The organism is Streptomyces sp. A0592, assembly GCF_004795115.1.
GTDB classification, from domain to species: Bacteria; Actinomycetota; Actinomycetes; order Streptomycetales; family Streptomycetaceae; genus Streptomyces; species Streptomyces erythrochromogenes.
This window is the reverse complement of the sequence record NZ_SSBM01000006.1, coordinates 126,303-151,103: the sequence shown is the minus strand read 5'-3', so window position 1 is coordinate 151,103 and position 24,801 is coordinate 126,303. Positions and strand designations below refer to the sequence as shown.

Below are 24,801 nucleotides of genomic sequence, written 5' to 3'. Positions count from 1 at the left end.
CGGGCTGGCATGCTCTCGTGCATGGCAGCCCGCAACGCACGTCCCAGCCTGTACATCTCCGTCGACATCGAGGCCGACGGACCCATTCCAGGACCGTATTCGATGATCAGCTTCGGGGCCGCGGTCGCCGGCCGGCAGGAGGGGGACGTGTACACGGCCGCAGATCCGGAAAGGCGCACCTTCTACCGGGAGTTGCAGCCGATCAGTGACGCGTTCGTACCCGAGGCGCTGGCCGTCAGCGGGCTGGACCGCGACCGGCTGGTCCGGGAGGGCGCCGCTCCGGCGGCGGCGATGGCCGAGTTCCGCGCCTGGGTGCGGAAGGTGTCCGTGGACGCCCAGCCGGTGATGTGCGGCTACCCGGCGTCCTTCGACTGGACGTTCCTGTACTGGTATCTGATGCGGTTCGGCGGGGACAGCCCCTTCGGGCACTCCGGGTGCCTCGACATGAAGACCCTCTACGCGACGAAGGCGCGGGTGCCGCTGCGGGCCGCGGTCAAGGGGCGGATGCCCCGCGAACTGCTGTCCAAGCGGCGCCACACGCACCACGCACTCGACGACGCGATCGAGCAGGCCGAGCTGATGAGCAACCTGATGCTCTGGCGGCCCTGACCCGACGCGCCGTCACCGCACGTACGGGCGCACGGCGGTGCGCTCGTACCGGACACGGCGGTGCGCTCGCCACACCCGCAGTGGGTGGCGAGCGCACCGCCGTGCTTCCTGGCCGGTCAGTGGACCGGTACGGGTTCGGGTGCGGCCCCCGAGGCCGCGCCCTTCCTGGCGCCGAGGTGGTTGAAGGCCAGGTTCAGCACGATGGCCACCACGCAGCCGGTGCTGATGCCGGAGTCGAGGACGACCAGCAGGTCCTTGGGGAAGGCGTGGTAGAACTCCGGCGCGGCGATCGGGATCAGGCCGATGCCGACGGACGCGGCGACGATCAGGGCGTTCTCGCCCTTCTCCATGGCCGCGCCGGCCAGGGTCTGGATGCCGCTGGCGGCCACCGAACCGAACAGGACGATGCCGGCGCCCCCCAGGACGGGCAGCGGGACCACCCCGATGACGGAGGCCGCCATCGGACACAGGCCCAGCAGGATCAGGATGCCGCCGCCCGCGGCGACGACGAAGCGGCTGCGTACCTTGGTCATGGCGACCAGCCCGATGTTCTGGGCGAAGGCGCTGCACATGAACCCGTTGAAGAGCGGGCTGATCGCGCTGCCGAGGGTGTCGGCGCGCAGGCCTCCGGCGATGGCCTTCTCGTCCGCCGGCCGGCCGACGATCTTGCCCAGGGCCAGGATGTCGGCCGTGGACTCGGTCATGCAGACGAGCATGACGATGCACATCGAGACGATCGCCGCGACCTGGAACTGCGGTGCGCCGAAGTGGAACGGGGTGGGGAAGCCGACCACCGAGGCGTTGCTGACGGCGTCGAAGCTGGTCATCCCCAGCGGAAGGGCGATCAGGGTGCCCGCGACCAGGCCGAGCAGGATGGAGATCTGCTGGAGGAAGCCGCGCAGGAACTTGCGCATGAGCAGGACGATCACCAGGGTGACGGCGGCCATGCCGATGTTCTTCATCGAGCCGTAGTCGGCGGCCGTGCGGTTGCCGCCCTGCGACCAGTTGAAGGCCACGGGCAGGAGCGAGACGCCGATCAGGGTGATGACCGTGCCCGTGACCACGGGCGGGAAGAAGCGGACGAGCTTGCCGAAGTAGGGGGCGGCGAGGAAGCCGACGGCGCCGGCGACGATGATCGCGCCGAAGATGACGGGGAGGGCGTCGGCGCCCTCCCCCTTGCCTATGGCGATCATCGGGGTCACTCCGGCGAAGGAGACGCCGTTGACGAAGGGGAGTTTGGCGCCGATCTTCCAGAAGCCGAGGGTCTGCAGGAGGGTGGCGAGCCCGGCGGTGAAGAGGGAGGCGCCCATCAGGAAGGCGGTCTCGGTGGCGGAGAGCCCGACCGCGGGGCCGACGATCATGGGCGGGGCCACGACGCCCGCGTACATGGCGGCCACGTGCTGCAGGCCGCTCGTGAACATTTTCAGCGGAGGCAGGGTCTCGTCGACCGGGTGCTTCTCCTCCGGTACTGCGACTGCGTCTTTGCGAAACCTGGGCGGTTGGGCCACGGCTTCCTCCGGTCGGGTAACACGTCGGCAGGGACGTGGGTGTCATGGAGGTGGTGCGAAAGCGGTGCGAGTCGAGCGCGCGTGTGAAGTTGTGGGTGGTTCCGGTGGAGCTACTTCTTGCCCCAAGGGGTGCAGAAACGATTCGCCCAATCGCCGCTTCCGCAATGCGCCATGGCGCTGGTGGCACGAGTCACCGCTCCCGGGGACGCCTTCGGATTTCCTCGGGCGCCTCCCGGGAACGGCTGCCCACGGACCCCGCTCGGGTCCGCGGCGACCGGCCGGGGGCCGTCCCCCCCGGCCGGACTCCGGGGGATCAGGCCTGCGCGATCCGCGCGAGGCGCTGGGCCTCTTCCCGCGTGGACACCGCGATGGCGTCCTCGTCGGCGAAGAGCAGCCGGTTGTTCTCGACGATCTGCTTGCCGTTGACGAACGAGGCCGTCACCGGGGCGGCCGCACCGAAGACCAGAGCGGTCACCGGGTCGGCGATCGAGGAGTGCAGGAAGGTGTTCAGGTTCCACAGGACCAGGTCGGCGCACTTGCCGACCTCCAGCGAACCGATGTTGTCGGCACGGCCGAGGACCTGCGCACCGCCGTACGTACCGAGGCGCAGGGCCTGGCGCGCGTTCAGGGCACGCTCGCGGTGGACCGGGTTCAGACGGTTGATCAGCAGCGCGTTGCGCAGCTCGGTGTGCAGCTCGCCGGACTCGTTGGAGGCGGTGCCGTCCACGCCGAGGCCGACCGGGACGCCGGCGGCCAGCATGTCCGGAACGCGGGCGATGCCGGCGGCCAGACGGGCGTTGGAGGACGGGCAGTGCGCGACACCGGTCTTGGTACGGGCGAACGCGGCGATGTCGGAGTCGTTCATGTGGACGCTGTGCGCCATCCACACGTCCTCGCCGAGCCAGCCGGTCGACTCGAAGTAGTCGGTCGGGCCCATGCCGAAGAGCTCGTGGCAGAACTTCTCTTCCTCGACGGTCTCGCTGCCGTGCGTGTGCATGCGCACGCCGAGGCGGCGGGCCAGCTCGGCGCCCTGCTTGAGCAGCTCGGTGGAGACCGAGAAGGGGGAGCAGGGGGCGACGGCGACCTGGGTCATCGAGTCGAAGGACGCGTCGTGGAACTTCTTGACGGTCGCCTCGGTGTCGGCCAGTGCGCCTTCGAGGGTCTCGACGGCGTGGTCCGGCGGCAGGCCGCCGTCCTTCTCGCTGCGGTCCATCGAGCCGCGGGCGAGGGTGAAGCGGACGCCCATCTCGGACGCGGCCCGGATGATCGAGCCGGAGAGGTCGCCGGATCCCTTGGGGAAGACGTAGTGGTGGTCCATGGCGGTGGTGACACCGCCCTTGGCCATCGCGGCGAGGGAGCCCTGCGCGGCCGTGTACGTCATCTGCTCGTCGATGCGCGCCCAGGTCGGGTACAGCGCGACGAGCCAGTTGAAGAGGTTGTGGTCGGTGGCCAGGCCGCGCGTGATCCACTGGTAGAAGTGGTGGTGCGTGTTGACCAGGCCGGGGGTCACGAGGTGCCCGGTGCCGTCGATCCGGCGGACTACGTTCTCGAGGTTCTCGGGGGCCTTGCCCGCACCGATGAATTCGATCTTGTTGCCTGCGACGACGATGTGACCCGAGGCGTACTCGGTGTCATTGGCGTCGACGGTCGCGATCGCACAGTTCTCGATGACGATGCGCCGGGCGGCGCTGTCATGGGCTGCCGATGCTGCCATGGGACTTCCTCGTGCTTTCAGTGGCGGTGCGGGCACGGCAGGACCCAGGGGATTTGAGTGCCGGAGCCGGGGCCTTGGCAGCTGACAGTACTGCCGCCCCACGGAGTGCGTCCGGGTGCCGATTCAGGAAGTTGGGTCGTGTCGCGCGGTCCCGGGGCCACTGCGGAGAGCCCCGGGACGCGCGTGCCGCGCTCTAGAGGTTGGTCATGTCCACCGGGATGCGCGCGTCGGCACCGTCCCGCAGGATCGTGGCCTCGATCAGACCGTACGGACGGTCCGCGGCGAAGTACACCTCGTTGTCGTTCTTGAGGCCGAAGGGCTCCAGGTCGACGAGGAAGTGGTGCTTGTTCGGGAGCGAGAAGCGGACCTCGTCGATCTCCGAACGGTGGTTGATGATGCGCGAACCCATCTGGTACAGGGTCTGCTGCAGCGAGAGGGAGTAGGTCTCCGCGAAGGCCTGCAGCATGTGCTTGCGGGTCTCGGCGTAGGACTTCTCCCAGTTGGGCATCCGCTGCTCGTCGTCGGACCAGTTGAAGCGCCAGCGGCTCGACACCTGGGTGGCCAGGATGCGGTCGTACGCCTCCTGCAGGGTCGTGTACTTGTCCTTCACGTAACCCCAGAACTCGGAGTTCGTGGAGTTCATGACGACGAGGTCCTTGAGGCCGGAGATGACCTCCCAGTTCGTGCCGTCGTACGTGATCTGGGTGACCCGGGTCTCGCCGCCGTTGCGGACGAAGGAGTGGTTCACCTCGTCGGAGCCGATGAACTTGGAGTTGGCGTCCGAGGTGGCGATCCGGGACCAGGAGTACTCCTCGATCCGGATGCGCGCCTTCTGGATCGGCTCCTGGCTGTTCACGAACCAGCGCGCCAGGTGGATGCCGAACTGCTCGGCGGACTCGATGCCGTACTCCTTGGCGAACGCGTACACCGTGTTCTTGGTGGTGTCCGTCGGCAGGACGTTGGCGTTCGAGCCGGAGTAGTGGACGTCGTCCATGTCGCCGGAGAGGGCGACCGAGACGTTCAGGTCCTTGATGTGGTGGGTGTCGCCGTCCCGCGTGATCTTGACTACGCGGTTCTCTGCTTTGCCGTACTGGTTCTGGCCCAGAATGGTGGCCATGCTAGCTCCCTCGGTAAACGGAGTAGCCGAACGGGTTGAGCAGCAGCGGTACGTGGTAGTGCTCGCCCGGGTTCACCGCGAAGGTGATGGTGACCTCGGGGAAGAACGGACCGCTGTCCCTTACGCGGGGGGCGTCCTGCTGTGCCTCGGCGGCTTGCTTCTTGGAGAAGTACGTCTCGGTCTCGAAGTCGAGACGCACGTGGGTGGTGCCCTCCGGCAGCGCCGGCAGGTCCTTGCAGCGCCCGTCCGCATCGGTGGCGGAGCCGCCCAGGGCCGCCCACTCGCCGTCGAGGCCCGTGCGGGCCGACAGGGAGATGGCGACGCCCTCGGCGGGCTTGCCGATGCTGGTGTCCAGGATGTGCGTGGACACCGACGCGGTGGTCTCGGTACTCATGGTCGGTCTCACTCTCCTTCTACGAGGCGGGTCAGGCGGATCTTGTTGATCTTGACGAGCTCCCCGCGGGCGGTTTCCCGCTCCTGCTCGGGCGAGTTGTCGATCCGGACCTTGACCGCGTCACGCATGAACTCACCGGTCGCACCGGTGGCGCAGATGAGGAAGACGTGGCCAAACTTCTCCTGGTAGGCCAGGTTCAGTTCGAGGAGTTCGTTCTTGAGCTCCTCCGAGGCACCGGCCATGCCGCGCTGCTCGCGGGCGGAGGTCGGGTCTCCCGGCTTCGGCCGGCCGATCGGCGCGTGGCCTCCCATCGCCTCGGCCAGGTCCTCCGCGGTGAGCTCCGCCATGGCGGCCTCGTTCGCGGCGAACAGGGACTCGGCGGTGGCGAAGGGGCGCTGGGCGAGCATCCTGCTCCCCCACGCCGAGCTGGCGCACACCTCGTGCAGCTCGGCCGTGGCCGCGCCGTCGTCCAAGGTGTTGATCCGGGTGAGACCCGGGGTCGGACTCGAAGTCACGGTAGGCCTCCGTGGCCTGTTGTTGCTTTGACGGGCTGCGCATAGCTAACGCTCTCCACAACACGGCGTCAACACTTTGTTGAAACTTCCCGTACACAAAAGCCGCCGCCCGGGCGAATTGGGCGGCGGCTGGTCACCGTGAGTCAGAAGTCGTTCACGCTTGGCTGTTCTTGCTGGGGTTTTCCCTGTTCAAGTAGTTGTAGACCGTGAACCGGCTGACCCCCAGGGCGCCCGCGACCGTTTCCACACCGTGCCGGACGGAGAAGGCGCCGCGCGCCTCCAGTATCCGCACGACGTCCTGCTTGGACTTCCGGTCGAGCTGGGACAACGGTACGCCGTGCCGGCGCTCCAGCGCGGCCAGGATGTGGTCCAGCGAGTCCGAGAGCTGGGGCAGCCGCACGGCGAGCAGCTCCTGCCCTTCCCAGGTGAGCACGACGTCGTCGGGCGTGGCCCGGGCCGGGTCCATCAGCTCGCCGCCCATGGCGTCGACGAGCGGCTTGACCGCGGCGACGAAGGGGTGGTCGCGGGGCTCGGTCATGGCGTCTCCTCGCCGATCACGTTGACCTGGAGGGTGACGCGCGTGGCCCCGGCCCCCAGGGAGTCGCGCAGCAGCGCGGTCACCGCGGACAGCACCCGGTCGGCCTCGCCTTCCGCGGTGTTGCCGAACGGGCCGACGTCCACCGCCTCCAGCTGGGCCTTCTGGATGACCTCGCGGGCCGCCACGGCGTGGTCGGGGGCCTCTTCGAGATCGAAGGGCTCGGTCGTGAACTCCACTCTCAATCGCACGCCGTCAAGCTACCGCGCCGTCTCGATTTTTCGGGAGTCCGCACTTGACATCCGCGCGGGGCCCCATGCAGTCTTCCATCAAGCAGAAAATAACTTCCGCAATACGGAAGGAGCGCACACCCCTCATGGGATACACGGACCAGCGCTTCGATGTGAACCTGTCGATCCTCTTCACGGAACTCCCGCTCCTGGAGCGTCCCGCGGCTGCCGCCGCAGCGGGCTTCACGGCGGTCGAGCTGTGGTGGCCCTGGATCGAGACCCCCACCCCCGCACAGTCGGAGCTCGACGCCCTCAAGAAAGCTCTTGAGGACGCCGGCACCCAGCTGGTGGGCCTGAACTTCTACGCCGGCCAGCTGCCGGGCCCGGACCGCGGCGCGGTCTCGGTACCCGGCGAGGAGTCGGACCGCTTCAACGCCAACATCAACGTGGCGGCGGACTTCGCCGCCTCGGTCGGCTGCAAGGCGCTCAACGCCCTGTACGGCAACCGCGTCGAAGGCGTGGACCCGGCCGTCCAGGACGAGCTGGCCCTGAAGAACCTGGTCGTGGCCGCCCAGGCCGCGGACCGCGTGGGTGCGGTCCTCCTGATCGAGACCCTCAACAAGCCCGAGTCGCCGCTCTACCCGCTGGTGAGCGCCCCGGCCGGCATCGAGGTGGTGGACAAGGTGAACGAGGCCACCGGCCTCGGCAACGCCAAGTTCCTGCTCGACCTGTACCACCTGGCGATGAACGATGAGGACCTCTCCGAGGTCATCGAAAAGTACGCCGCCAAGACCGGGCACGTCCAGATCGCGGACAAGCCGGGACGGGGTGCCCCGGGCACCGGCGAGCTGCCCCTGGAGGAGCTGCTCGACCAGCTGAAGAAGGCCGGATACGAGGGCTACGTAGGCCTCGAGTACAAGGCCGCGGACGCCGCCGCCTCCTTCGCATGGCTGCCGGCCGAGGCCCGCGCCGCCAAGTAAGAGGACGAAGTCCGGGCGATCAGCCAGGCACCTCACGCACTTTTCGTACAAAGCATTAAGAGAAGGACCCTCATCATGAGCAACCTCCCCAAGATCGCCTGGATCGGTCTCGGAATCATGGGCTCCCCCATGTCCGAGAACCTGCTGAAGGCCGGCTACCAGGTCACCGGCTTCACGCTGGAGCAGGACAAGCTGGAGCGCCTGGCCGCCGCCGGCGGCACCGCGGCCGGCTCGATCGCCGAGGCCGTCAAGGACGCCGACGTGATCATCACGATGGTGCCCGCCTCCCCGCAGGTCGAGGCCATCAACTACGGTCCCGAGGGCATCCTCGAGAACGCCCGGTCGGGCGCCCTGATCGTCGACATGTCCTCGATCACCCCGCAGACCTCCGTGGACCTGGCGAAGAACGCCGCCGAGAAGGGCATCCGCGTCATCGACGCCCCGGTGTCCGGCGGCGAGGCCGGCGCCATCGAGGCCGTCCTGTCGATCATGGTGGGTGGCGAGCAGGCCGACTTCGACGAGGCCCTGCCGGTCCTCGAGACCCTCGGCAAGACGATCGTCCTGTGCGGCCCGCACGGCTCCGGCCAGACGGTGAAGGCCGCCAACCAGCTCATCGTCGCGGTGAACATCCAGGCGTGCGCCGAGGCCGTCGTCTTCCTCGAGAAGTCGGGCGTGAACCTCACCGCCGCCCTGGACGTCCTCAACGGCGGTCTGGCCGGCTCCACGGTCCTGACCCGCAAGAAGGACAACTTCCTGAACCGCGACTTCAAGCCCGGTTTCCGGATCGACCTGCACCACAAGGACATGGGCATCGTCACCGACGCCGCCCGCAACGTCGGTGCGGCCCTCCCGGTCGGCGCGGTCGTCGCCCAGCTGGTCGCCTCGCTGCGCGCCCAGGGTGACGGCGGCCTGGACCACTCGGCCCTGCTGCGCGCCGTCGAGCGCCTCTCCGGCGCCCAGGTCTGAGGTCCCCGCCGGGCCCCCACGGGGCCCGGAACGCCCCCTCGCAGGAGGGGGCGCCGAGTCTCCGGATGGTGCCGGTGCTGACACCTGTCCTGTCGCGCCCAAGCGCCGGCACCGTCCGGGTCATCTCGCCCCACAACTTCGTTCAACAAACTGTTGACGTTTAGTTCTCGCCGAATTTAGGCTGTTCCGCATGACGGAAGACGCTTTCCGTCAGCAGTTACCCGTACGGAAGGTCACCATGTCGAAGCGCACGCTGACGACCGAGTCCGGCGCCCCGGTCGCCGACAACCAGAACTCCGCCACCGCCGGCGTCGGTGGCCCGCTCCTGATCCAGGACCAGCAGCTCCTTGAGAAGCTCGCCCGCTTCAACCGTGAGCGCATCCCGGAGCGTGTGGTGCACGCCCGCGGCTCGGCCGCGTACGGCTACTTCGAGGTGACCGACGACGTCACCGCCTACACCAGCGCCGCCTTCCTGAACACGGTCGGCAAGAAGACCGAGACCTTCCTGCGGTTCTCCACCGTCGCCGACTCCCTCGGCGGCGCGGACGCGGTGCGCGACCCCCGCGGTTTCGCCCTGAAGTTCTACACCGAAGAGGGCAACTACGACCTCGTCGGCAACAACACCCCGGTGTTCTTCATCAAGGACCCGATCAAGTTCCCCGACTTCATCCACTCCCAGAAGCGCGACCCCTTCACGGGCAAGCAGGAGCCGGACAACGTCTGGGACTTCTGGGCGCACGCCCCCGAGGCCACGCACCAGATCACCTGGCTCATGGGTGACCGCGGCATCCCGGCGTCGTACCGCCACATGAACGGCTACGGCTCCCACACCTACCAGTGGACGAACGAGCAGGGCGAGGCCTTCTTCGTCAAGTACCACTTCAAGACGAACCAGGGCATCCGCTGCCTCTCCGGCGAGCAGGCCGCCGAGCTCGTCGGCCGGGACGCGAACTCGCACCAGACCGACCTGCTGCAGGCGATCGAGCGCGGGGTGAACCCGAGCTGGACCCTCTACGTCCAGATCATGCCGGCCGCCGAGGCCGCGGACTACCGCTTCAACCCGTTCGACCTCACCAAGGTGTGGCCGCACGCCGACTACCCGCTGCAGCGCGTGGGCCGTCTGGTCCTCGACCGCAACCCGGACAACGTCTTCGCCGAGGTCGAGCAGTCCGCCTTCTCCCCGAACAACTTCGTCCCGGGCATCACCGCCTCGCCGGACAAGATGCTCCAGGGCCGACTCTTCGCCTACGCCGACGCCCAGCGCTACCGCCTCGGTGTGAACCACACCGTGCTGCCGGTCAACGCCCCGAAGGCGACGAAGGCCGACAACTACGGCCGCGACGGCGTCATGGCGCTGCGCAACGGCTCGCGCCACGACAAGAACTACGAGCCCAACTCGTACCAGGGCCCGGCCGAGACCGGTCTGGCGCTGGGCGCCCCGAAGGCCGTCTCCGGCTACACGGGCACCCACGAGGCCCCGGCCCACACCAAGGACGACGACTTCTTCCAGGCCGGTGAGCTCTTCCGCCTGATGTCGGAGGCCGAGAAGCAGCGTCTGGTGGCGAACATCGCCGGCGGCCTCTCCCAGGTCACCCTCGAGGACGTCATCGAGAAGAACCTGGCTCACTTCCACGCCGCCGACGCCGACTACGGCCGTCGCGTCGAGGAGGCCGTGCGCGCCCTGCGCGACGCCTGAGCCACACAGGTGTACCGGGGGCCTGACGGGAGGTCAGGCCCCGGGTGCTGAGCCCGACCCGTGGACCCGGATGAGGGGTGGTACGCGGCGAGGGCAGGACGAGGACCGTGGCGAGCGTGCGAGCCAGTGCGGTGGTAATGGGTTCCGAGGCCCGTCTCTTGACCTGAGGGAGACGGTGCCGGAGTTCTCGTCGCCCGCCCGCCACGGTCCCAGCCACTCCTCTTCTTACAGGGGCTGCGCACAGAGCGCCCTGCAGGAAGAGGAGACCTCCTCCCCACAGACTCCGCCCGGCGGTGCGAACGTCCTGTCGCGCCAGCCTCGCACCGTCGGGCGGTAACAAACCAGAGCGCCGAGTCACGGACGGTCCCGTGACTCGGCGCTTTGTCGTACCCCGGCCCTCAGCGTGCCGGTGGCACGAAGGTGGGCCGCAGGGCGGGCGGCAGGTCGGACTTCCGCCCGAACACCTGGACGTGGTCCGGGTTCATGTCGTCGTTCTCCCACGTCGCGAGGAACCCCGCCGCCAGCAGGATCCTGATCAGCTCGCCCTGCATTCGGGTGCTCGCCGTTGCGAAAAGCCGGACGGCCGGCGCCTCGACCTCGCCGGCGAGGAAGGCCTCCCTCGCCGCCCGGGCCATGCCGGAATCGGGTGTCCAGCTGACGGAGACGGCCGCCGACCCCAGCTCGGCGTCGGCATCGACCATCACCCTCGGACCCATCCGGCCCGGGCCGTCGGGAGCGTCCTCGCGAAAGGCGGGCAGGCCCGCGTCCTGCAGGGCCCGGACGACCTGCCCGGCCAGCTCCCTGCGGACGGTGAGGACTTCCTCGCAGGCGCGCGGGTGTCCGGGCTCGGCCATCTCTTCCCCTCATCAGGCACGCGACCCGCCCGGGCCGCGGCCCGGCCAGGATCGCACGCGGGGCAGACGGGGCCCAAGGGCTCCTACCAGTCGGTGTCGGCGCCCGGTTCGGTCTCCAGGGACTCGCGGTCGAACAGCAGCATGCCGAGGAAGAACAGCCCTCCCAGCCCGAGCAGCCCGGCCACCACCACGACGGGGACCAGGGCCTCCCGCGGGGTCACGAGGGCGAACAGCGCGAGCAGCGTCCAGGCCAGCGCGCAGCCCGCGACGGGCAGTTCCAGGCGGCCGAGGTCGAAGGCGCCCTCCCGGCGGCCCAGGCGGCGGCGTACGGCCAGGTAGAGGACGATCGTGGCGCCGTAGATGAGGGCCGGCAGGATCGTCGACGCCGTGATCAGCTCCAGCAGCGCCGCGCCGGGCAGTGCGACCATCAGGACGCACCCGAGCGCGAGGATCAGCAGGGTCGCGGGGACCGGCGTCCGCGTACGGGGGTCCACCCGGCGCATCACCCGGTGCGCGGGGAAGCGCCCGTCACGCGACATCGCGTACACGAGCCGCGAGCAGGCGGTCATCACCACGATCCCGGCACCGAAGAACGCGAACGAGATCGCGACGAGCAGCCCCTTCTCGGCGGACGGCCCGAGCCGGTCCCGCATGATCGCCGCGACCGGCGAACCCTCGGCGGTGATCCGCGGGAGGTCCTGGACGGCGACGGTGAGGGCGATCAGGAGCAGCATGCCGAGGATCCCGGCGGCGACGACCGACCCCACGATCGCGCGGGGGACGCTGCGGTGGGGGTCCTTGGCCTCCTCGGCCAGGTTCGCCGCGGAGTCGAAGCCGACGAGGGTGGCCAGCCCCATGATCATCGCCAGCATCAGCCCGCCGCCGACGGCGAAGTAGCCGGGCGCGTGCGCGGCCACGCCGCGTGAGGTGAGGTTGCCGGCCGAGCCGTCGCCCGTGACCGCCACGGCGACGAGGAGGGCGATCGCCACCACCACGACGAGCACCACTTCGAGTCCCACCGCGGCCGAGTTGATCCAGCCGACCAGGCGTGTCGAGGCGATGGCGAGGACGGCCTGGACGAACAGCACCACGAGGGTGATCACCCGGGCGGTGCCCTCGTCCGGCGCGATACCGGCGAGCGGCATGAAGGCCTGGCTCGCCAGCGCGTTGTCGATCGCCACCACGGCGATCGCGAGGTAGCAGAAGGTCAACCAGCCGAACCACCAGCCGGTCCGGGTGCTGCCCAGCCGGGACGCCCACTGGTACGAGGAGCCGCTGAGCGGGATGCGGGCCGCGAACTGGGCGACCACCAGCGCCACCAGGGTCTGCCCCACCGCGGCGAGGGGCCAGAGCCAGATCCCCACCGGCCCGGAGCTGCGCAGCACTTCGTCGTAGGTGGCGAAGACGCCGACCGCCACCGAGATGAAGGCGAACGAGATCGCGAACACCTGGAAGGAGCCCAGCGTGCGCTTCAGCTCCTGCCGGTACCCGCCGAGCCCGACGTCGGCCCCGGCACTCCCGTCGCCACTGTCCACGGCCCCGCTGTCGCCGTCCGGTCCGCCCGTCGATGCCTGCGCCACCCCGGCCACCTCGCTCTCCTCCGGCACCCGGCGGCAGCCGGAGGCCCCGGCCAGTGTCCTGCGCCGCGGCGCGCCGGCCCGGCCGCCGGCGGCCGACGCACACGAGTCGGAACCCGAACGGACGCGGTGGCCGAACGCGCCGCGCCCCCCGCCCTCCTCGCGGAGGGACGGGGGGCGCGGCGTACGGCCGGAGCCGGGGATCAGACCTGCAGGGCCTTGATCGCGGTCGGGGCGTGACCGGGCTCGGTCGCGAGCTCCTCGAACTCGGTGACGTCGCTCATGTCGACGGTCTTGCTCATCGAGATGTTGGTGATGCGCTCCAGGATGGCCTCGACGACGACCGGGACCTGGAACTCCTGGGCCAGCTTCTTGGCCTGCTCGAAGGCGGCGCCCAGCTCGTTCGGGTCGGTGACGCGGATGGCCTTGACGCCCAGGCCCTCGGCGACCTTGACGTGGTCGACGCCGTAGGCGCCGAGCTCCGGGGTGTTGATGTTCTCGAACTCGAGGTTGACCTCGAAGTTGATGCCGAGACCACCCTGCGCCTGACGGATCAGGCCCAGGTAGGCGTTGTTCACGAGGACGTGGACGTAGGGGACCTTGTGCTGGGCGGCGACCGCCAGCTCCTCGATCATGAACTGGAAGTCGTAGTCGCCGGAGAGCGCGACGATCGGGGTCTCCGGGTCCGCGGTGGCGGCACCGATGGCGGCCGGGATGGTCCAGCCGAGCGGGCCGGCCTGGCCGCAGTTGATCCAGTGGCGCGGCTTGAAGACGTGCAGCATCTGCGCGCCGGCGATCTGGGAGAGGCCGATGGTGGTGACGTATCGGGTCTCGGGACCGAACGCCTTGTTCATCTCCTCGTAGACGCGCTGCGGCTTCATGGGGATGTTGTCGAAGTGCGTACGGCGCTGCAGGGTGGCCTTGCGCTCCTGGGCGGAGGCGGCCCAGGCGGAGAAGTCCGGCAGCTTGCCCTCGGCCTTGAGCTCCTTGGCGACCTCGATGAAGAGCTCCAGCGCGGCCTTGGCGTCGGAGGCGATGCCGAAGTCCGGGGCGAAGATCTTGCCGATCTGGGTGGGCTCGATGTCGACGTGGACGAACTTGCGGTCGCCCAGGTACGCGTCCAGGTTGTAACCGGTGTGGCGGTTGGCCCAGCGGTTGCCGATGCCGAGGACGACGTCCGACTCCAGGAAGGTCGCGTTGCCGTAGCGGTGCGAGGTCTGGACGCCGACCATGCCGGCCGCCAGCTCGTGGTCGTCCGGGATGACGCCCCAGCCCATGAGGGTGGAGATGACCGGGATGTTGGTCAGCTCGGCGAACTCGACCAGCAGGTCGGAGGCGTCGGCGTTGATGATGCCGCCGCCGGCGACGATCAGCGGGCGCTCGGACTCCAGCAGGAAGCTCAGGGCCTTCTCGGCCTGGGCGCGGCTGGCCTGCGGCTTGTAGACCGGCAGCGGCTGGTAGGTGGCCGGGTCGAACTCGATCTCGGTCAGCTGGACGTCGATCGGCAGGTCGATGAGGACCGGGCCGGGGCGGCCGGAGCGCATGAGGTGGAAGGCCTGCTGGAAGACGCCGGGGACCTGCGCGGCCTCCAGGACCGTCGTGGCGGCCTTGGTGACGGGCTTGGCGATCGAGGCGATGTCGACGGCCTGGAAGTCCTCCTTGTGGAGCTTCGAGACCGGGGCCTGACCGGTGATGCACAGGATCGGGATCGAGTCCGCGATGGCGGAGTACAGGCCGGTGATCATGTCGGTGCCGGCCGGGCCCGAGGTACCGATGCAGACGCCGATGTTGCCCGCCTTGGCACGCGTGTACCCCTCCGCCATGTGCGAGGCGCCCTCGACGTGGCGGGCGAGCGTGTGGTTGATGCCGCCCACGTTCTTGAGCTCGCGGTAGAAGGGGTTGATCGCAGCACCGGGGACACCGAACGCTTGTTCGACACCCTCGAGCTTGAGGATCTCAACTGCAGCAGCGGCGGCTGTCATACGAGGCATCAGGTTCTCCTGCGGGTCTGGCGGTCAGGCTTTTCCGTAATCCGGAAGTTTTGTTCTGCTATACGGAACAAGCTAAGCGGCGTCTCCTCCGGCGTCAAGGCGGTAGGGGACCTCGGAAACCACCAAAAGCCGCATCTCGCTCGACGACTTGTACAAATCGCCGATCCGTCGGCGGGAACGGGGCGGAAATGGCGCGCGCGCTCGCCCCGGCGGTCGCCGGTGGTGGAGCATGGACCTACGCACGGCGACGGAGGGGGCCAGGTGTCATGGCGGAAGCGGTACCGGTGCGCTGCCCGGCGTGCCTGCGCGAGAACGGCTACACCGCGCCGGTCTTCCCCTGCGCCTGCGGGAGCCCGGTCAATCCCCCGCTGGACCTGTCGGCGCCACCGCTGCTGCTGACCCACCGCACCTGGTCGGACAGCTGGGTGACGGTGCGCTGCACGGCGTGCGGGCGGGAGAGCGAGTGGCCGCATCCCGAGGTGGGCTGCGGATCGTGCGGCACGGTGGTACGCCTTCCCGTGCACCCGCTGGAGCAGCCGGAGGCCGGTACGGGACCGGGTGCGGGACCGGGGGCCACGGCGGGCTCGGCGGGTCCCGGGGCGCAGGCGGGTCCGGTGGGCCCTGCGGGTGCGGTGGGCACTGCGGGTGCCGCGGGTCCGGGAGGCGTGGGCGGCCCGGCGGATCAGCGCGGCGGCGCCCCCGGCGGCGCCGCAGGTGCCGCCTCGGCCGCCGCTCCGGCCGGCGCCGCGGCCGCGCGGCCCGGTGCGGACCCGGCGCACATACCGCTGCCGCCGACGACGGCGGTGCCGCGGCCCGCGTTCCGGCCGGTGACCATCCGTACGGCGCGGGACGCGGTGGCCACGGCCGCGCTGTACCTGCGCTGGCTCGGCTTCCAGGACGTACGGCAGCCCGACGGGCGCCCGATCCCCTCGGCGGCGGTGGACCTGCGGGCCCCGGGGCTGGTGGCCCAGGTGGACCCGACCACCGCGCCGGCCGGGCTGCGGGCGGTGGAGTGCGTCTGGCTGAACGGGCTCACGGCTTCGGCGACCAGCGTGTACTTCTCGCTCGCCGGGTACACGGAGGACGCCCGCAGCCGCGCGGACGAACTCGGGATACCGCTGTTCGTCATGGACCTCACGGGCATGCCGCAGCCGGTCAACGACCCGGCGGACGCGCTGGTCGGATCGGGGGCGTAGCGGCCGACCCCTTAGGCTCGGGGCATTACCTGCCGACTGTCCGAGGAGAGTCCCGTGAGCCTGTACGACATCCCGCTGACCACCCTGTCCGACGAGCCCACCAGCCTGGCCGCGCACAAGGGCAAGGCGATCCTCCTGGTGAACACCGCGTCGCAGTGCGGTCTCACCCCGCAGTACTCGGGACTGGCCCGCCTGCAGTTCGCGTACGAGACGAAGGGCTTCACGGTCATCGGCGTGCCCTGCAACCAGTTCGGCGGGCAGGAGCCCGGCAACGCCGAGGACATCCAGACCTTCTGCGCGGCCGGCTTCGGTGTCACCTTCCCGATGCTGGAGAAGTCCGAGGTCAACGGCGAGAACCGGCACCCCCTCTACCAGGAGCTGGTGAAGACCCCCGACGCGGACGGCGAGGCGGGGGACATCCAGTGGAACTTCGAGAAGTTCCTGATCTCCCCCGCCGGTGAGGTCGTGGCGCGCTTCCGCCCGCGTACCGAGCCGGAGGCCCCCGAGGTCATCGCCGCGATCGAGGCGCACCTGCCCGCGTAAGCACGCACGTACGGGCGCTCACGTACGGTCGCCCGCGTACGGCCGGGCGCCGCACCGCCCGGCATGCCGCGGCCCGGCCGGGCCCCGGCTTCGGCGGCCCCCGCTTCGGCCCCGGCCGCCCTGCTCAGGCCAGATCGGCCTCGCGGTACTCCGCCGCCGAGCCGGCCGCCGTGAGCTCGCGCAACTCCACCCGCCGGATCTTGCCGGACACGGTCTTCGGGAGTTCGGCGAACTCGATGCACCGGATCCTCTTGTACGGGGACAGCACGGCGCGGGAGTGCTCGAACAGCACCCGGGCGGTCTCCGGCCCGGGCTCCCACCCGCCCGCGAGGGTGACGTACGCCTTCGGGACGGCCAGCCGCAGCTCGTCCGGGGCGGGGACGACGGCGGCCTCGGCGACCGCCTCGTGCTCCAGCAGGGCGCTCTCCAGCTCGAACGGGCTGATCTTGTAGTCGGAGGCCTTGAAGACGTCGTCGGAGCGGCCGACGTAGGTGAGGTACCCGTCGGCGTCGCGGGCGGCGATGTCGCCGGTCCGGTAGAGCCCGTCCGCCATGGCCTCGGCGTTGCGCGCCGGGTCGTCCCGGTAGCCGGTCATCACCCCGGCGGGCCGTACGCGCAGGTCCACGCACAGCTCACCCTCGTCGGGGGACTCCTTGCCGGTGACCGGGTCCAGCAGGACGATCTCGTAGCCGGGCGCCGGGCGGCCCATGGATCCGGGCTTGACGGGGACGCCGGGGAAGTTGCCGACCTGGAGGGTGGTCTCGGTCTGGCCGAAGCCGTCGCGGATGGTGACGCCCCAGGCCTCGCGGACCTTCTCGATGACCTCGGGGTTGAGCGGCTCGCCGGCGGCGACGGCTTCGCGCGGGGGCCTGGCCAGCCGGGTGAGGTCGGACTGGATCAGCATCCGCCACACGGTGGGCGGGGCGCAGAAGGTCGTCACGCCGTGCCGGTCCATCTCGGCCATCAGGCGCTCGGCGTCGAAGCGCGCGTAGTTGTGGACGAAGACGGTCGCGCCGGCGTTCCAGGGGGCGAAGAGGTTGGACCAGGCGTGCTTGGCCCAGCCGGGCGAGGCGATGTTGAGGTGCACGTCGCCGGGGCGCAGACCGAGCCAGTACATGGTGGAGAGGTGCCCGATGGGGTACGAGGCGTGAGTGTGCTCGACGAGCTTGGGGCGGTCGGTGGTGCCGGAGGTGAAGTAGAGCATCAGGGGGTCGGTTGCCAGGGTCTCCCCGTCGGGGGTGAAGCCTCCCTCGGCGTCCGGTGCGTCGGCCAGCCGCAGCCAGCCGGCGGGAACCCGGTCGACCGGGTCCCCGGCGGCGATGCGGGTGTAGTCGCCCGGCACCTCGTCGAACTTGGCCGTGTCCTCGATCCGCGCGACGACGTGGCGCACGTGGCCGCGCCCGACGCGGTCGCGCAGGTCGGCCGGGCCGAGGAGGGGGGGCGCGGGGATGACGACGGCGCGCAGCTTCATCGCGCCGAGCATCACCTCCCACAGCTCGCGCTGGTTGCCGAGCATGACGAGGATCCGGTCGCCGGGCGCGACGCCCTGGCCGCGCAGCCAGTTGGCGGTCGCGTCGGACCGCGCGGAGAGCTGCGCGAAGGAGAGGGCCTCGCTGGTGCCGTCCTCCTCGACGATGCGCAGGGCGTCGGCGTCGTTGCCGGCGGCGATGTGGTCGAACCAGTCGAGGGCCCAGTTGAAGCGGTGGGGGCGGGGCCAGGTGAATCCGGTGTGGGCGGCTTCGTAGTCGCCGCGTCGCTCCAGCAGGAAGTCGCGCGCGGCGAGGAACTGGGCGACGGCGCTGCTGCGGGCACTTTCGGTCGTCATGGCAGGTATCGTGCCGCGTCCGGTGTACGCACCACCAGGGCTCCGTCAGCCGCGAGTTGCCTCTCGCGGCGCCTCGGGCGCGCCTCAGCGGCGGATCGGCGCGAACCGTACGGACGGGGCGGGCCGGTCGCTCCCGTCGGGCAGACCGCCCATCCCGGCGATCAGCTTCTCCCCCTCGGCGACGATCTCCTCCTCGGCCGCCTTCGACACCCGGTCGAACAGTTCGACGCTGAGCACCGCGCCCTCCAGCTTCCACAGGCCGGCGAGGAACCCGTCGACGAGCAGGGTGCAGTGGGCCTGGTTCCCGGTCCAGCTGCGCCCCTTGACCTCGGGGGCGACCACCCGGGTCCGGTCGGCGTGCGACAGCAGGAGGTTGTCGAACTCCGGGAGGAAGCGCGGCGGCGCCGGGGTGGCCGCGTCGGGCCGGGGCGCGTCGGGCAGGTCGAAGAGCTCCACGCCGTTCTCGTCGCGGAAGACGAGCAGCCCGGGCCGCAACCGCTCGAAGGCCTCGCGCAGCCGGGTCAGCCCGGCCCAGGTCTGCATGTCCTTGACGGAGGCGGGCCCGAACGCGGCGAGGTAGCGCAGGACGACGTCGTCCACGGGCTGCGCCGCGCCGGCGGGCTCGCCGAGCCAGTTCTCGACGGTGGTGAGCCGCACCTGCCCGCTGCGGCCCCACACCCCGCGGGGTGTGACCTGAACCAGCGGCAGCCGGCAGCGCGCCGCGACGGAGAGGGACTGCGGGTCGGCGTCGGGCCACTCCTCCAGCAGGTCCTCACGGATCTCGGCCATGGTGCGCGGCGCGCCATCGACGAGGGCGCGGGCCCGGTCGGCCAGCCGGTCCAGGTCCACCCCCACGAGACCCTTGCGGAAGTAGTCGACCTCGCGGTCGCGCGCCGGCTGGACGAGGGGGCGCAGGGTGAGGGCGTCATGCGCGGTGTGGGTGTGGATGGTGGAGCGCATGGTGACCATCCGGACCACCTCCCGGGACTCCATGAGGCCGGCCAGTTCGGCGGGGTCGAAGCCGGCGAGCCGGGCGTGCAGCTGGAAGTAGGGCGGCTTGACGTTCTGCGCCTGCAGCCCGAGGAGGTGGGCGACGGCGTCCCCCGCGGACATCTCGGCCCGGCCCAGCAGCAGTTGGCGGGCGAGCGTGGCACGGTTGAGCGCGCGGGTGTCGAGTACGGGATGTGTCGTCCTGGAAGCCATGACAGCAAGCTATCCGCCCTTGCGGACACCTACTGTCCGCAACTCGGCATCGAAGGCCACCGGAAATCCCACCTGCGCCCGGCTCCCTTCCGCCTCACGACTGGGCCGTCTCCCGCGACGGCCGCGGGTTCGCCTCCCCCTCGACGCTGGCCGCCCCCTTCCGGCAGCTGCGCGAGGAGCGCGACGGGGATGGCCCGGATCGCCCTGCACCGCCCGCCGTAACCCGAACTCCCTCTTCGCCGTCCTGCGCAGGAGGAGGTCGAGTTCGCCGGCTCCACACGGGGCAGCGCCAGGGCGTCCAGACGGACATCGACGAAATCAAGAAAGTCGCCCCGTCAACTCCGTTGATCTACTCCCCTGTTGCACCCGAGCCACCTGGTACCGAACGACGCAGCAGCCCTCGGCCCGGCCGTCAGGGCCCTCGCCGCCGTCACAGGCCGGCGAAGGTCAGGGCCGTCGCGATGACCGAGCGTGCCACGGTCGCCGCGAACTCCGGGTTGTGGTCCTGGTCGAGGAGGGTGTCGCCCGGGGTGTGGTACTGCCGCGTCCCGGTGCCGGGGTCTCCGTCGGGCGTGGAGAACAGGTCCTCGGAGACGGCGACGGCCGCCCAGCCCCGCTCGTGGAAGCTCGCGTGGTCGCTGCGCCCCGCCGCCGGGTCGGCGGGACCGGTGAGCTGCTGCACCGTCACGGCGGAGTCGATGACCGGCACGGTACGGGCGACCCGTTCGCCCAGCGCGTCGGACGCGCTCACGACCGGGCCCGCCACCAGGGACCCGGCGTGGATCTCGACGACGGGGCTGCTCCCCTGCTGCCTGCCCGCGATCATGTCCATCTGGAAGACCCCGGCGATGCGGTCACCCGCCGCAGCGGCGGCCCGTGCGTAGAACTTGCTCCCGACCAGGCCCTGCTCCTCGGCGTTGAACAGTACGAAGCGCACGTTCCGGGTGGGCTCCCTGCCGTCGTCGAGCAAGCCTCTCAGGCACTCCGCCGCGGCCATGACGGCTGCTGTCCCGCTGCCGTCGTCGTCGGCCCCTGGCGCGGGGTCCACCGCCGGATCGTAGGGGCGCGGATCGCCGTCAGCGTCGACGAAGTCGCCGTTCGCCGCAGTGGAGTCCATGTGGGCGGTGATGAGTACGGTCGCGTCCGCGCCGGGGACGCTGTGCTCGGCCTCCACGTTCAGCAGCCGGTGCTCGCGCCACCGGAACGGGTGCAGTCGGACGGTCAGGCCCAAGTCCTCGAAACGGCGCGCCAGCGCCTCGACGACCCGTGCGTTGTCCTCGGCCGACGCGTCCCGGCTGCGCACCTTCAGCGGTCCGCCCTCCACCAGCGGCTCGACGCCGGAGATGCGCGCCACGTGCCGGCTGAGCACCTCGGACGTCACGACCGCGCGGACCGCGGCGATCGTCTCCGGGGAGGGGAGGCCGTCCCCGAACGCCGCCGCGAGGCGTCCGGGCAGGGCCTCGGTGCGGAAGTCGAGGAGCGCCGGGTCCGGCAGCAGCCGTTCGGTGTGTCCTGGCTTCGCGCCCGGCAGGTGCACCTCCTCCACCGGGGCCCCGGCGGGCGCCGCGAGATAGACGCCGCCGGGCGCGGGCCCCAGCGAAGCGACCGGCGGGGCCGAGGTCGCCGCCAGCTCGTCGGCGACGTAGCCGAAGACGGCCGTGGCGCGCAGCGCCCCCTCGACGTCCGGCCGGGATCCGGGCGGAGCGCCGGCGAACGCCTCGAAGGCTTCGACGGCCGGGAGCGGGCGGTTGTCGCGGAGGAGGAAGGCCACCGTGTCCTCCACGCTCCCCCGCAAGTCGGTGGTGAATCCGGCTTGTTGGAGCGCGGTCGCACCGCTCGTGCTCGCCATGGCGAGCACGAGCCGCGCGGAGGCGACATGCACCGGAACGACCTCTGCGGCGTTCGCGATCACCGCCAGGTCGGACAGCTCCCGTCCCTCCGGCAGCTCGATCCGCGTCCAGAAGACGGGACGGTTCTCCATGGCCGCGCGGGCGAACACGGGGTGGGCCGCGGTGCGCATCCCCGCCTCCCGGGCGAACGCGCGCTCCTGGGGGTCCTCGCCGACGAAGACGCACGCGACGGGAGCCGAGCCGGGCGGCTGGACGCTCGCGACCGCCTCGTCGAAGGGGCTCCGGCTGCCCTTCGGCCCCCAGCGCACGAGGGCGTCGTCCGTGAAGCGGCCGGGGAACGCCTCGTGCAGGGCCGCCGCCACGGTGGCCGGTGGAAGCGTACCTGGGTCGGAGAGGATGCCCTTCGGGGCCTCGCCGAGGGAGTCGAGGACGGCCATGACACGCGGCCGGGGCCGGAGGGTCAGCGATTCGTCGGCCGCCAGCAGGGCATCGGCCAGGGTGCCCCCTATGTCGAAGAAGAACACAGGCATCTGAAGTCCTCCGTGACCCGGGAGCCCGGGGGGCCGACGGCCACGTGCCCGGCCAACGGCCGGGCACGCTGCTCCGAGAACAGGCTCCCGACCCCTCCATCGTCGTCTTGCGGTGGCACCCCCGCATCCCCGCATCCCCGGCGGATGCCGTTGAACGGGGCACAGTTGAACGGGAGACGGCTGTGGGAGCAGGAGCACAGTGCATCCCTACGGGCTGCCCGGTTGCCGCCGGTGTCACCTGATGTGACGTTTGAAGGGGAGGCCGCGAAGGGGACGCGCGCAAAGGGGAGGGGAAACAGGAGCGGGGACGCAACCAGGAGCGGCACGAAGGGTCGTGTCATCAGTCATGTCACAGCTCGAAAGCTTCCGCTATCACTTCACCGACGACCCGCAGGCGGACGGCGGGCCTCCAGGGCCCGAGTCGGTGCGCGGGGTGGGCGCCCCGGAGGGCGTCGAAAGGTCCCGCGGTTTCAACTCGGCCGAATCGGCCGCACGGTTCTACCTGGCGGAGAAGCTCGCCGTGGAGGAGTCACCGGCGCTGCGGGAGGCCGTCCGCGAGGACCGGCCCGAGCGGGTGCCCGATCTCGTGCTGAGCATGGAACGCCGTCAGGCCGGTACGGGCACCACTCTGGTCCGCTTCGAGCAGACCCAGCAGGAGATCCCCGTCTTCGGCGCCGAGGTGCTGGTCGAGATCGACGAGGACCAGCGGCTGGTGTCGATGGACGGCAGGCTCGGCGAGGTGGCGGGCGTCACCCCCGTGCCGGAGCTGTCGGGTACGGAGGCTCTGGAGCGGGTCAAGTCGGCGACCGGGAGCACGGTCGACGCCGCGGAGCTGCCACCGCCCACCTTGACGTACATCAGCCGCAACGATCAGTGGCACCTGGCCTGGCACCTGCGCGAGGTGCCGGCCCAACTGCCGGAGAACCGCCGTGAGGCAGGCCGGCGCGGCCACGGCCTCGGCGCGTCGCCGCGCGAGGCATTCCCGCTCACCGGATACCTCGTCGACGCGCACTCCGGCGAGATCCTCAAGTCCTACGGGATGTCCCCCACGATCACCGTACCGATCAGGCTGGAGGGCGAGGACGAGGTCAGCGCCCGGCAGCGGTTCCACGGCAGCCGGCAGAACGGCTCCTTCCTCCTGCACGACCAGTGGCGGCAGATCGCCACCTACGACATGGGCTTCGCGGACATCGACACCGCCCCGCCGCCGACCGCGGCGATCGGCTCGCCGCAGGCCGACTTCGGTGTCGGCCACCGGGCCGGGGTCTCCGCGCACGTCAATGCCGAGCGGGTGGAGAAGTACTACCGCGACCAGCTCTTCCGCAACGGCATCGACGACGCCGACATGGACCTGGTCTCCCTGGTCAACTGCACCTACCACGAGGACGGACCGGGACCCGAGTGGTTCAACGCCGTCTGGTTCAAGGGGCGGATGTGGTACGGCCAGGTGTCCGAGGGAGGCCGGCTGGTCAGCCTGGCCCGGCATCTCGACATCATCGCGCACGAGATGACCCACGGGGTGATCGAGACCTCCAGCAACCTGATCTACCAGGACCAGTCCGGCGCCCTGAACGAGTCGCTGTCGGACACGATGGGCATCATCATCTCCAACTGGTACCAGGCGCCGGACCGCCACGACGTCCGCACCTGGAGCTGGGAGCTCGGGGCCGGGATGGGCGGCAACGGGAAACCGCTGCGCGACCTGAGCGATCCCACCCGGACCGGCGATCCCGACCACATGGACGACTATCTGAACACGACCCACGACAGCGGCGGGGTGCACACCAACAGCAACATCCACAACAAGGCGATGTTCAACCTGCTCACCTCGGTGGACGCGGCGGGCCGGCCGGTCCTCAAGGTCGAGGAGTGGGCGCTGCTGATCTACCTCGCCCTGGTGCGGCTGCTGAGCACGTCTGACTTCTCGGACATGCGACGCGCCCTGCGGGACGTCACCGGCACGTACCTCTTCGGCAACACCGCGCTGCAGTCCGCCGCCCGGGCTGCGATCGACGAGGCGTACGAGAAGGTGGGCCTCCCCGCCTGAGCACCAGGGCCGGGTCGGCACGTCCGCTCATCGGATGATGACGGTGTCCTGGGCGCGCCGACCCGGCCGCCGTGCGCTGACGGGTGTGGGTGCGGCGTTCCTGGGGAGGCGCGCCGCAGGAAGGCGGTGAGCGGTCATGGCGCGGGTGGAGGTGGACGGGGGCGAGGTCGTGGTGCGGCTGGGGGTGCGCGAGGGGCTGGCGGCGCGGCGGCGGCAGGTGCGCGTGCCCGTGTCGGTGCTGCGCGAGGTTCGCGTCGAGAGGAGCTGGTGGCGCGTACTGCGCGGGCAGCCCGGTTCGGGCAGGTGGTCCCCGGGGCGGTGCAGCGGGGTCCGGGCGAGGCCCGCGGGGGAGGACTTCGTCGCGGTGAAGGCGGAGAGCGCCGTGCTCTGCCTGGAGCTGGCCGAAGGGGCGCCCTTCGGCCGGGTCGCCGTCTCCGTCGACGATCCGGAGCGGGCCGTGCGCGAGGTGCGCGCGGCCATGGCGTCCGGGGATGCCGGCAGCCGCTCGCGCGGAGAGTGACGTCACATCCATCATGGCAGGTCAGAGGTTGTGCCCGCCCCTTTCCGGGGCACCCGGAAAGGGGGTGGACGGCCCTGCTGCGCCGGCCGCCGAGGGACACAACCCGGCCGGCTGACCCGCGGTTCCGGCAGCGTCGGACGGGTATCCGCAGGGCAGGGGCCGGTACGCACGGAAGGAGTGTGAACGGTCATGGGTGGCGAGAAGGGCAACAAGAAGGAGCGGATCCGCGGGCGGTCGCCGGATCCGGACCGGATGAAGACGGGCGGCCGGCCGCGCACCCCGGACGAGGTCGCGCACGAGCGGGGCCGGGAGGACGCGACGATGCGGGACGTGATGCGGGATCTGGGCGAGCGGGACCTGGACGACATGCGGGACGACCGCTGACCCGACCCGCCCCGCCC

The 24,801-nt window shown here is 70.7% G+C and carries 22 protein-coding genes; 9 read left to right on the top strand and 13 right to left on the bottom strand.

All coding sequences use genetic code 11. The annotated features are described in order from the left end of the window. Positions 1–21: 21 nt before the first annotated feature. On the top strand, positions 22–609 hold the full coding sequence (locus tag E6U81_RS11680; protein ID WP_136230007.1) for a 3'-5' exoribonuclease: 588 nt from the start codon (positions 22–24) through the stop codon (positions 607–609). 116 nt (positions 610–725) lie between these two features. Here the strand turns inward: E6U81_RS11680 and E6U81_RS11675 are convergent, their stop codons facing one another. The 7 genes from E6U81_RS11675 to E6U81_RS11645 all read right to left on the bottom strand — a co-directional run bounded on the left by E6U81_RS11675 (position 726) and on the right by E6U81_RS11645 (position 6,643). Beyond that, positions 726–2,117, bottom strand: coding sequence for a nucleobase:cation symporter-2 family protein (locus E6U81_RS11675; RefSeq protein WP_136230006.1), 1,392 nt, complete (start codon positions 2,115–2,117; stop codon positions 726–728). A gap of 313 nt (positions 2,118–2,430) precedes the next feature. After that, positions 2,431–3,831: an 8-oxoguanine deaminase gene (locus E6U81_RS11670; RefSeq protein ID WP_136230005.1), complete on the bottom strand. Its 1,401-nt coding sequence runs from the start codon at positions 3,829–3,831 to the stop codon at positions 2,431–2,433. A gap of 193 nt (positions 3,832–4,024) precedes the next feature. Then, positions 4,025–4,948, bottom strand: coding sequence for a factor-independent urate hydroxylase (pucL, locus tag E6U81_RS11665; RefSeq protein ID WP_136230004.1), 924 nt, complete (start codon positions 4,946–4,948; stop codon positions 4,025–4,027). A gap of 1 nt (position 4,949) precedes the next feature. Beyond that, positions 4,950–5,342, bottom strand: coding sequence for a hydroxyisourate hydrolase (gene uraH, locus E6U81_RS11660; protein WP_030765369.1), 393 nt, complete (start codon positions 5,340–5,342; stop codon positions 4,950–4,952). Positions 5,343–5,350: 8 nt separating this feature from the next. Continuing rightward, a complete protein-coding gene (uraD, locus tag E6U81_RS11655) occupies positions 5,351–5,857 on the bottom strand; it encodes a 2-oxo-4-hydroxy-4-carboxy-5-ureidoimidazoline decarboxylase (RefSeq protein ID WP_136230003.1) in 507 nt (168 codons plus the stop codon). 154 nt (positions 5,858–6,011) lie between these two features. Next, positions 6,012–6,395 carry a helix-turn-helix domain-containing protein gene (locus E6U81_RS11650; protein ID WP_136230002.1) on the bottom strand — a complete coding sequence of 128 codons (384 nt, stop codon included), beginning with the start codon at positions 6,393–6,395 and terminating at the stop codon, positions 6,012–6,014. After that, entirely contained in the window at positions 6,392–6,643 is a 252-nt protein-coding gene (locus tag E6U81_RS11645; protein ID WP_078959365.1) for a hypothetical protein, read from the bottom strand. Before E6U81_RS11645 ends, E6U81_RS11650 begins: the two co-directional genes overlap by 4 nt. A 125-nt stretch (positions 6,644–6,768) precedes the next feature. Between E6U81_RS11645 and E6U81_RS11640 the strand changes: the two genes are divergently transcribed. The 3 genes from E6U81_RS11640 to E6U81_RS11630 all read left to right on the top strand — a co-directional run bounded on the left by E6U81_RS11640 (position 6,769) and on the right by E6U81_RS11630 (position 10,264). Continuing rightward, the gene (locus E6U81_RS11640; protein WP_136230001.1) at positions 6,769–7,602 is read left to right on the top strand and encodes a TIM barrel protein; all 834 of its coding nucleotides are present in this window, start codon (positions 6,769–6,771) and stop codon (positions 7,600–7,602) included. Positions 7,603–7,677: 75 nt separating this feature from the next. Continuing rightward, a complete protein-coding gene (locus tag E6U81_RS11635) occupies positions 7,678–8,568 on the top strand; it encodes a 2-hydroxy-3-oxopropionate reductase (RefSeq protein ID WP_136230000.1) in 891 nt (296 codons plus the stop codon). Between the two features lie 238 nt (positions 8,569–8,806). Beyond that, positions 8,807–10,264, top strand: coding sequence for a catalase (locus E6U81_RS11630; RefSeq protein ID WP_136230170.1), 1,458 nt, complete (start codon positions 8,807–8,809; stop codon positions 10,262–10,264). Positions 10,265–10,662: 398 nt separating this feature from the next. Here E6U81_RS11630 and E6U81_RS11625 read toward each other — a convergent pair whose 3' ends face one another. The 3 genes from E6U81_RS11625 to gcl form a co-directional block, all read right to left on the bottom strand. After that, a complete protein-coding gene (locus E6U81_RS11625; RefSeq protein ID WP_136229999.1) occupies positions 10,663–11,118 on the bottom strand; it encodes a hypothetical protein in 456 nt (151 codons plus the stop codon). A gap of 83 nt (positions 11,119–11,201) precedes the next feature. Next, a complete protein-coding gene (locus E6U81_RS11620; RefSeq protein WP_240803766.1) occupies positions 11,202–12,698 on the bottom strand; it encodes an APC family permease in 1,497 nt (498 codons plus the stop codon). A gap of 200 nt (positions 12,699–12,898) precedes the next feature. Continuing rightward, positions 12,899–14,686, bottom strand: a complete 1,788-nt coding sequence (gene gcl, locus E6U81_RS11615) for a glyoxylate carboligase (protein ID WP_136229998.1) — start codon at positions 14,684–14,686, stop codon at positions 12,899–12,901. Between the two features lie 266 nt (positions 14,687–14,952). On the opposite strand from gcl, the gene E6U81_RS11610 reads away from it, so the two are divergent. Continuing rightward, a complete protein-coding gene (locus E6U81_RS11610) occupies positions 14,953–15,882 on the top strand; it encodes a hypothetical protein (protein WP_136229997.1) in 930 nt (309 codons plus the stop codon). Positions 15,883–15,936: 54 nt separating this feature from the next. Continuing rightward, positions 15,937–16,425: a glutathione peroxidase gene (locus tag E6U81_RS11605; protein ID WP_136229996.1), complete on the top strand. Its 489-nt coding sequence runs from the start codon at positions 15,937–15,939 to the stop codon at positions 16,423–16,425. Between the two features lie 124 nt (positions 16,426–16,549). Here E6U81_RS11605 and E6U81_RS11595 read toward each other — a convergent pair whose 3' ends face one another. The 3 genes from E6U81_RS11595 to E6U81_RS11580 all read right to left on the bottom strand — a co-directional run bounded on the left by E6U81_RS11595 (position 16,550) and on the right by E6U81_RS11580 (position 21,833). Continuing rightward, positions 16,550–18,250, bottom strand: coding sequence for an AMP-binding protein (locus E6U81_RS11595; protein WP_136229995.1), 1,701 nt, complete (start codon positions 18,248–18,250; stop codon positions 16,550–16,552). An 84-nt stretch (positions 18,251–18,334) separates the two neighbouring features. Beyond that, positions 18,335–19,453 (bottom strand): winged helix DNA-binding domain-containing protein, encoded by a 1,119-nt coding sequence (locus E6U81_RS11590; protein ID WP_136229994.1) that lies wholly within the window; start codon positions 19,451–19,453, stop codon positions 18,335–18,337. 430 nt (positions 19,454–19,883) lie between these two features. Further along, a complete protein-coding gene (locus E6U81_RS11580) occupies positions 19,884–21,833 on the bottom strand; it encodes a M20/M25/M40 family metallo-hydrolase (protein ID WP_136229993.1) in 1,950 nt (649 codons plus the stop codon). Positions 21,834–22,179: 346 nt separating this feature from the next. Between E6U81_RS11580 and E6U81_RS11575 the strand changes: the two genes are divergently transcribed. From E6U81_RS11575 to E6U81_RS11565, 3 genes are all read left to right on the top strand, one after another. Next, positions 22,180–23,880, top strand: a complete 1,701-nt coding sequence (locus tag E6U81_RS11575; RefSeq protein WP_136229992.1) for a M4 family metallopeptidase — start codon at positions 22,180–22,182, stop codon at positions 23,878–23,880. A 136-nt stretch (positions 23,881–24,016) separates the two neighbouring features. Beyond that, a complete protein-coding gene (locus E6U81_RS11570; RefSeq protein WP_136229991.1) occupies positions 24,017–24,400 on the top strand; it encodes a hypothetical protein in 384 nt (127 codons plus the stop codon). Positions 24,401–24,589: 189 nt separating this feature from the next. After that, entirely contained in the window at positions 24,590–24,784 is a 195-nt protein-coding gene (locus E6U81_RS11565) for a hypothetical protein (protein ID WP_136229990.1), read from the top strand. Positions 24,785–24,801: the final 17 nt, after the last annotated feature.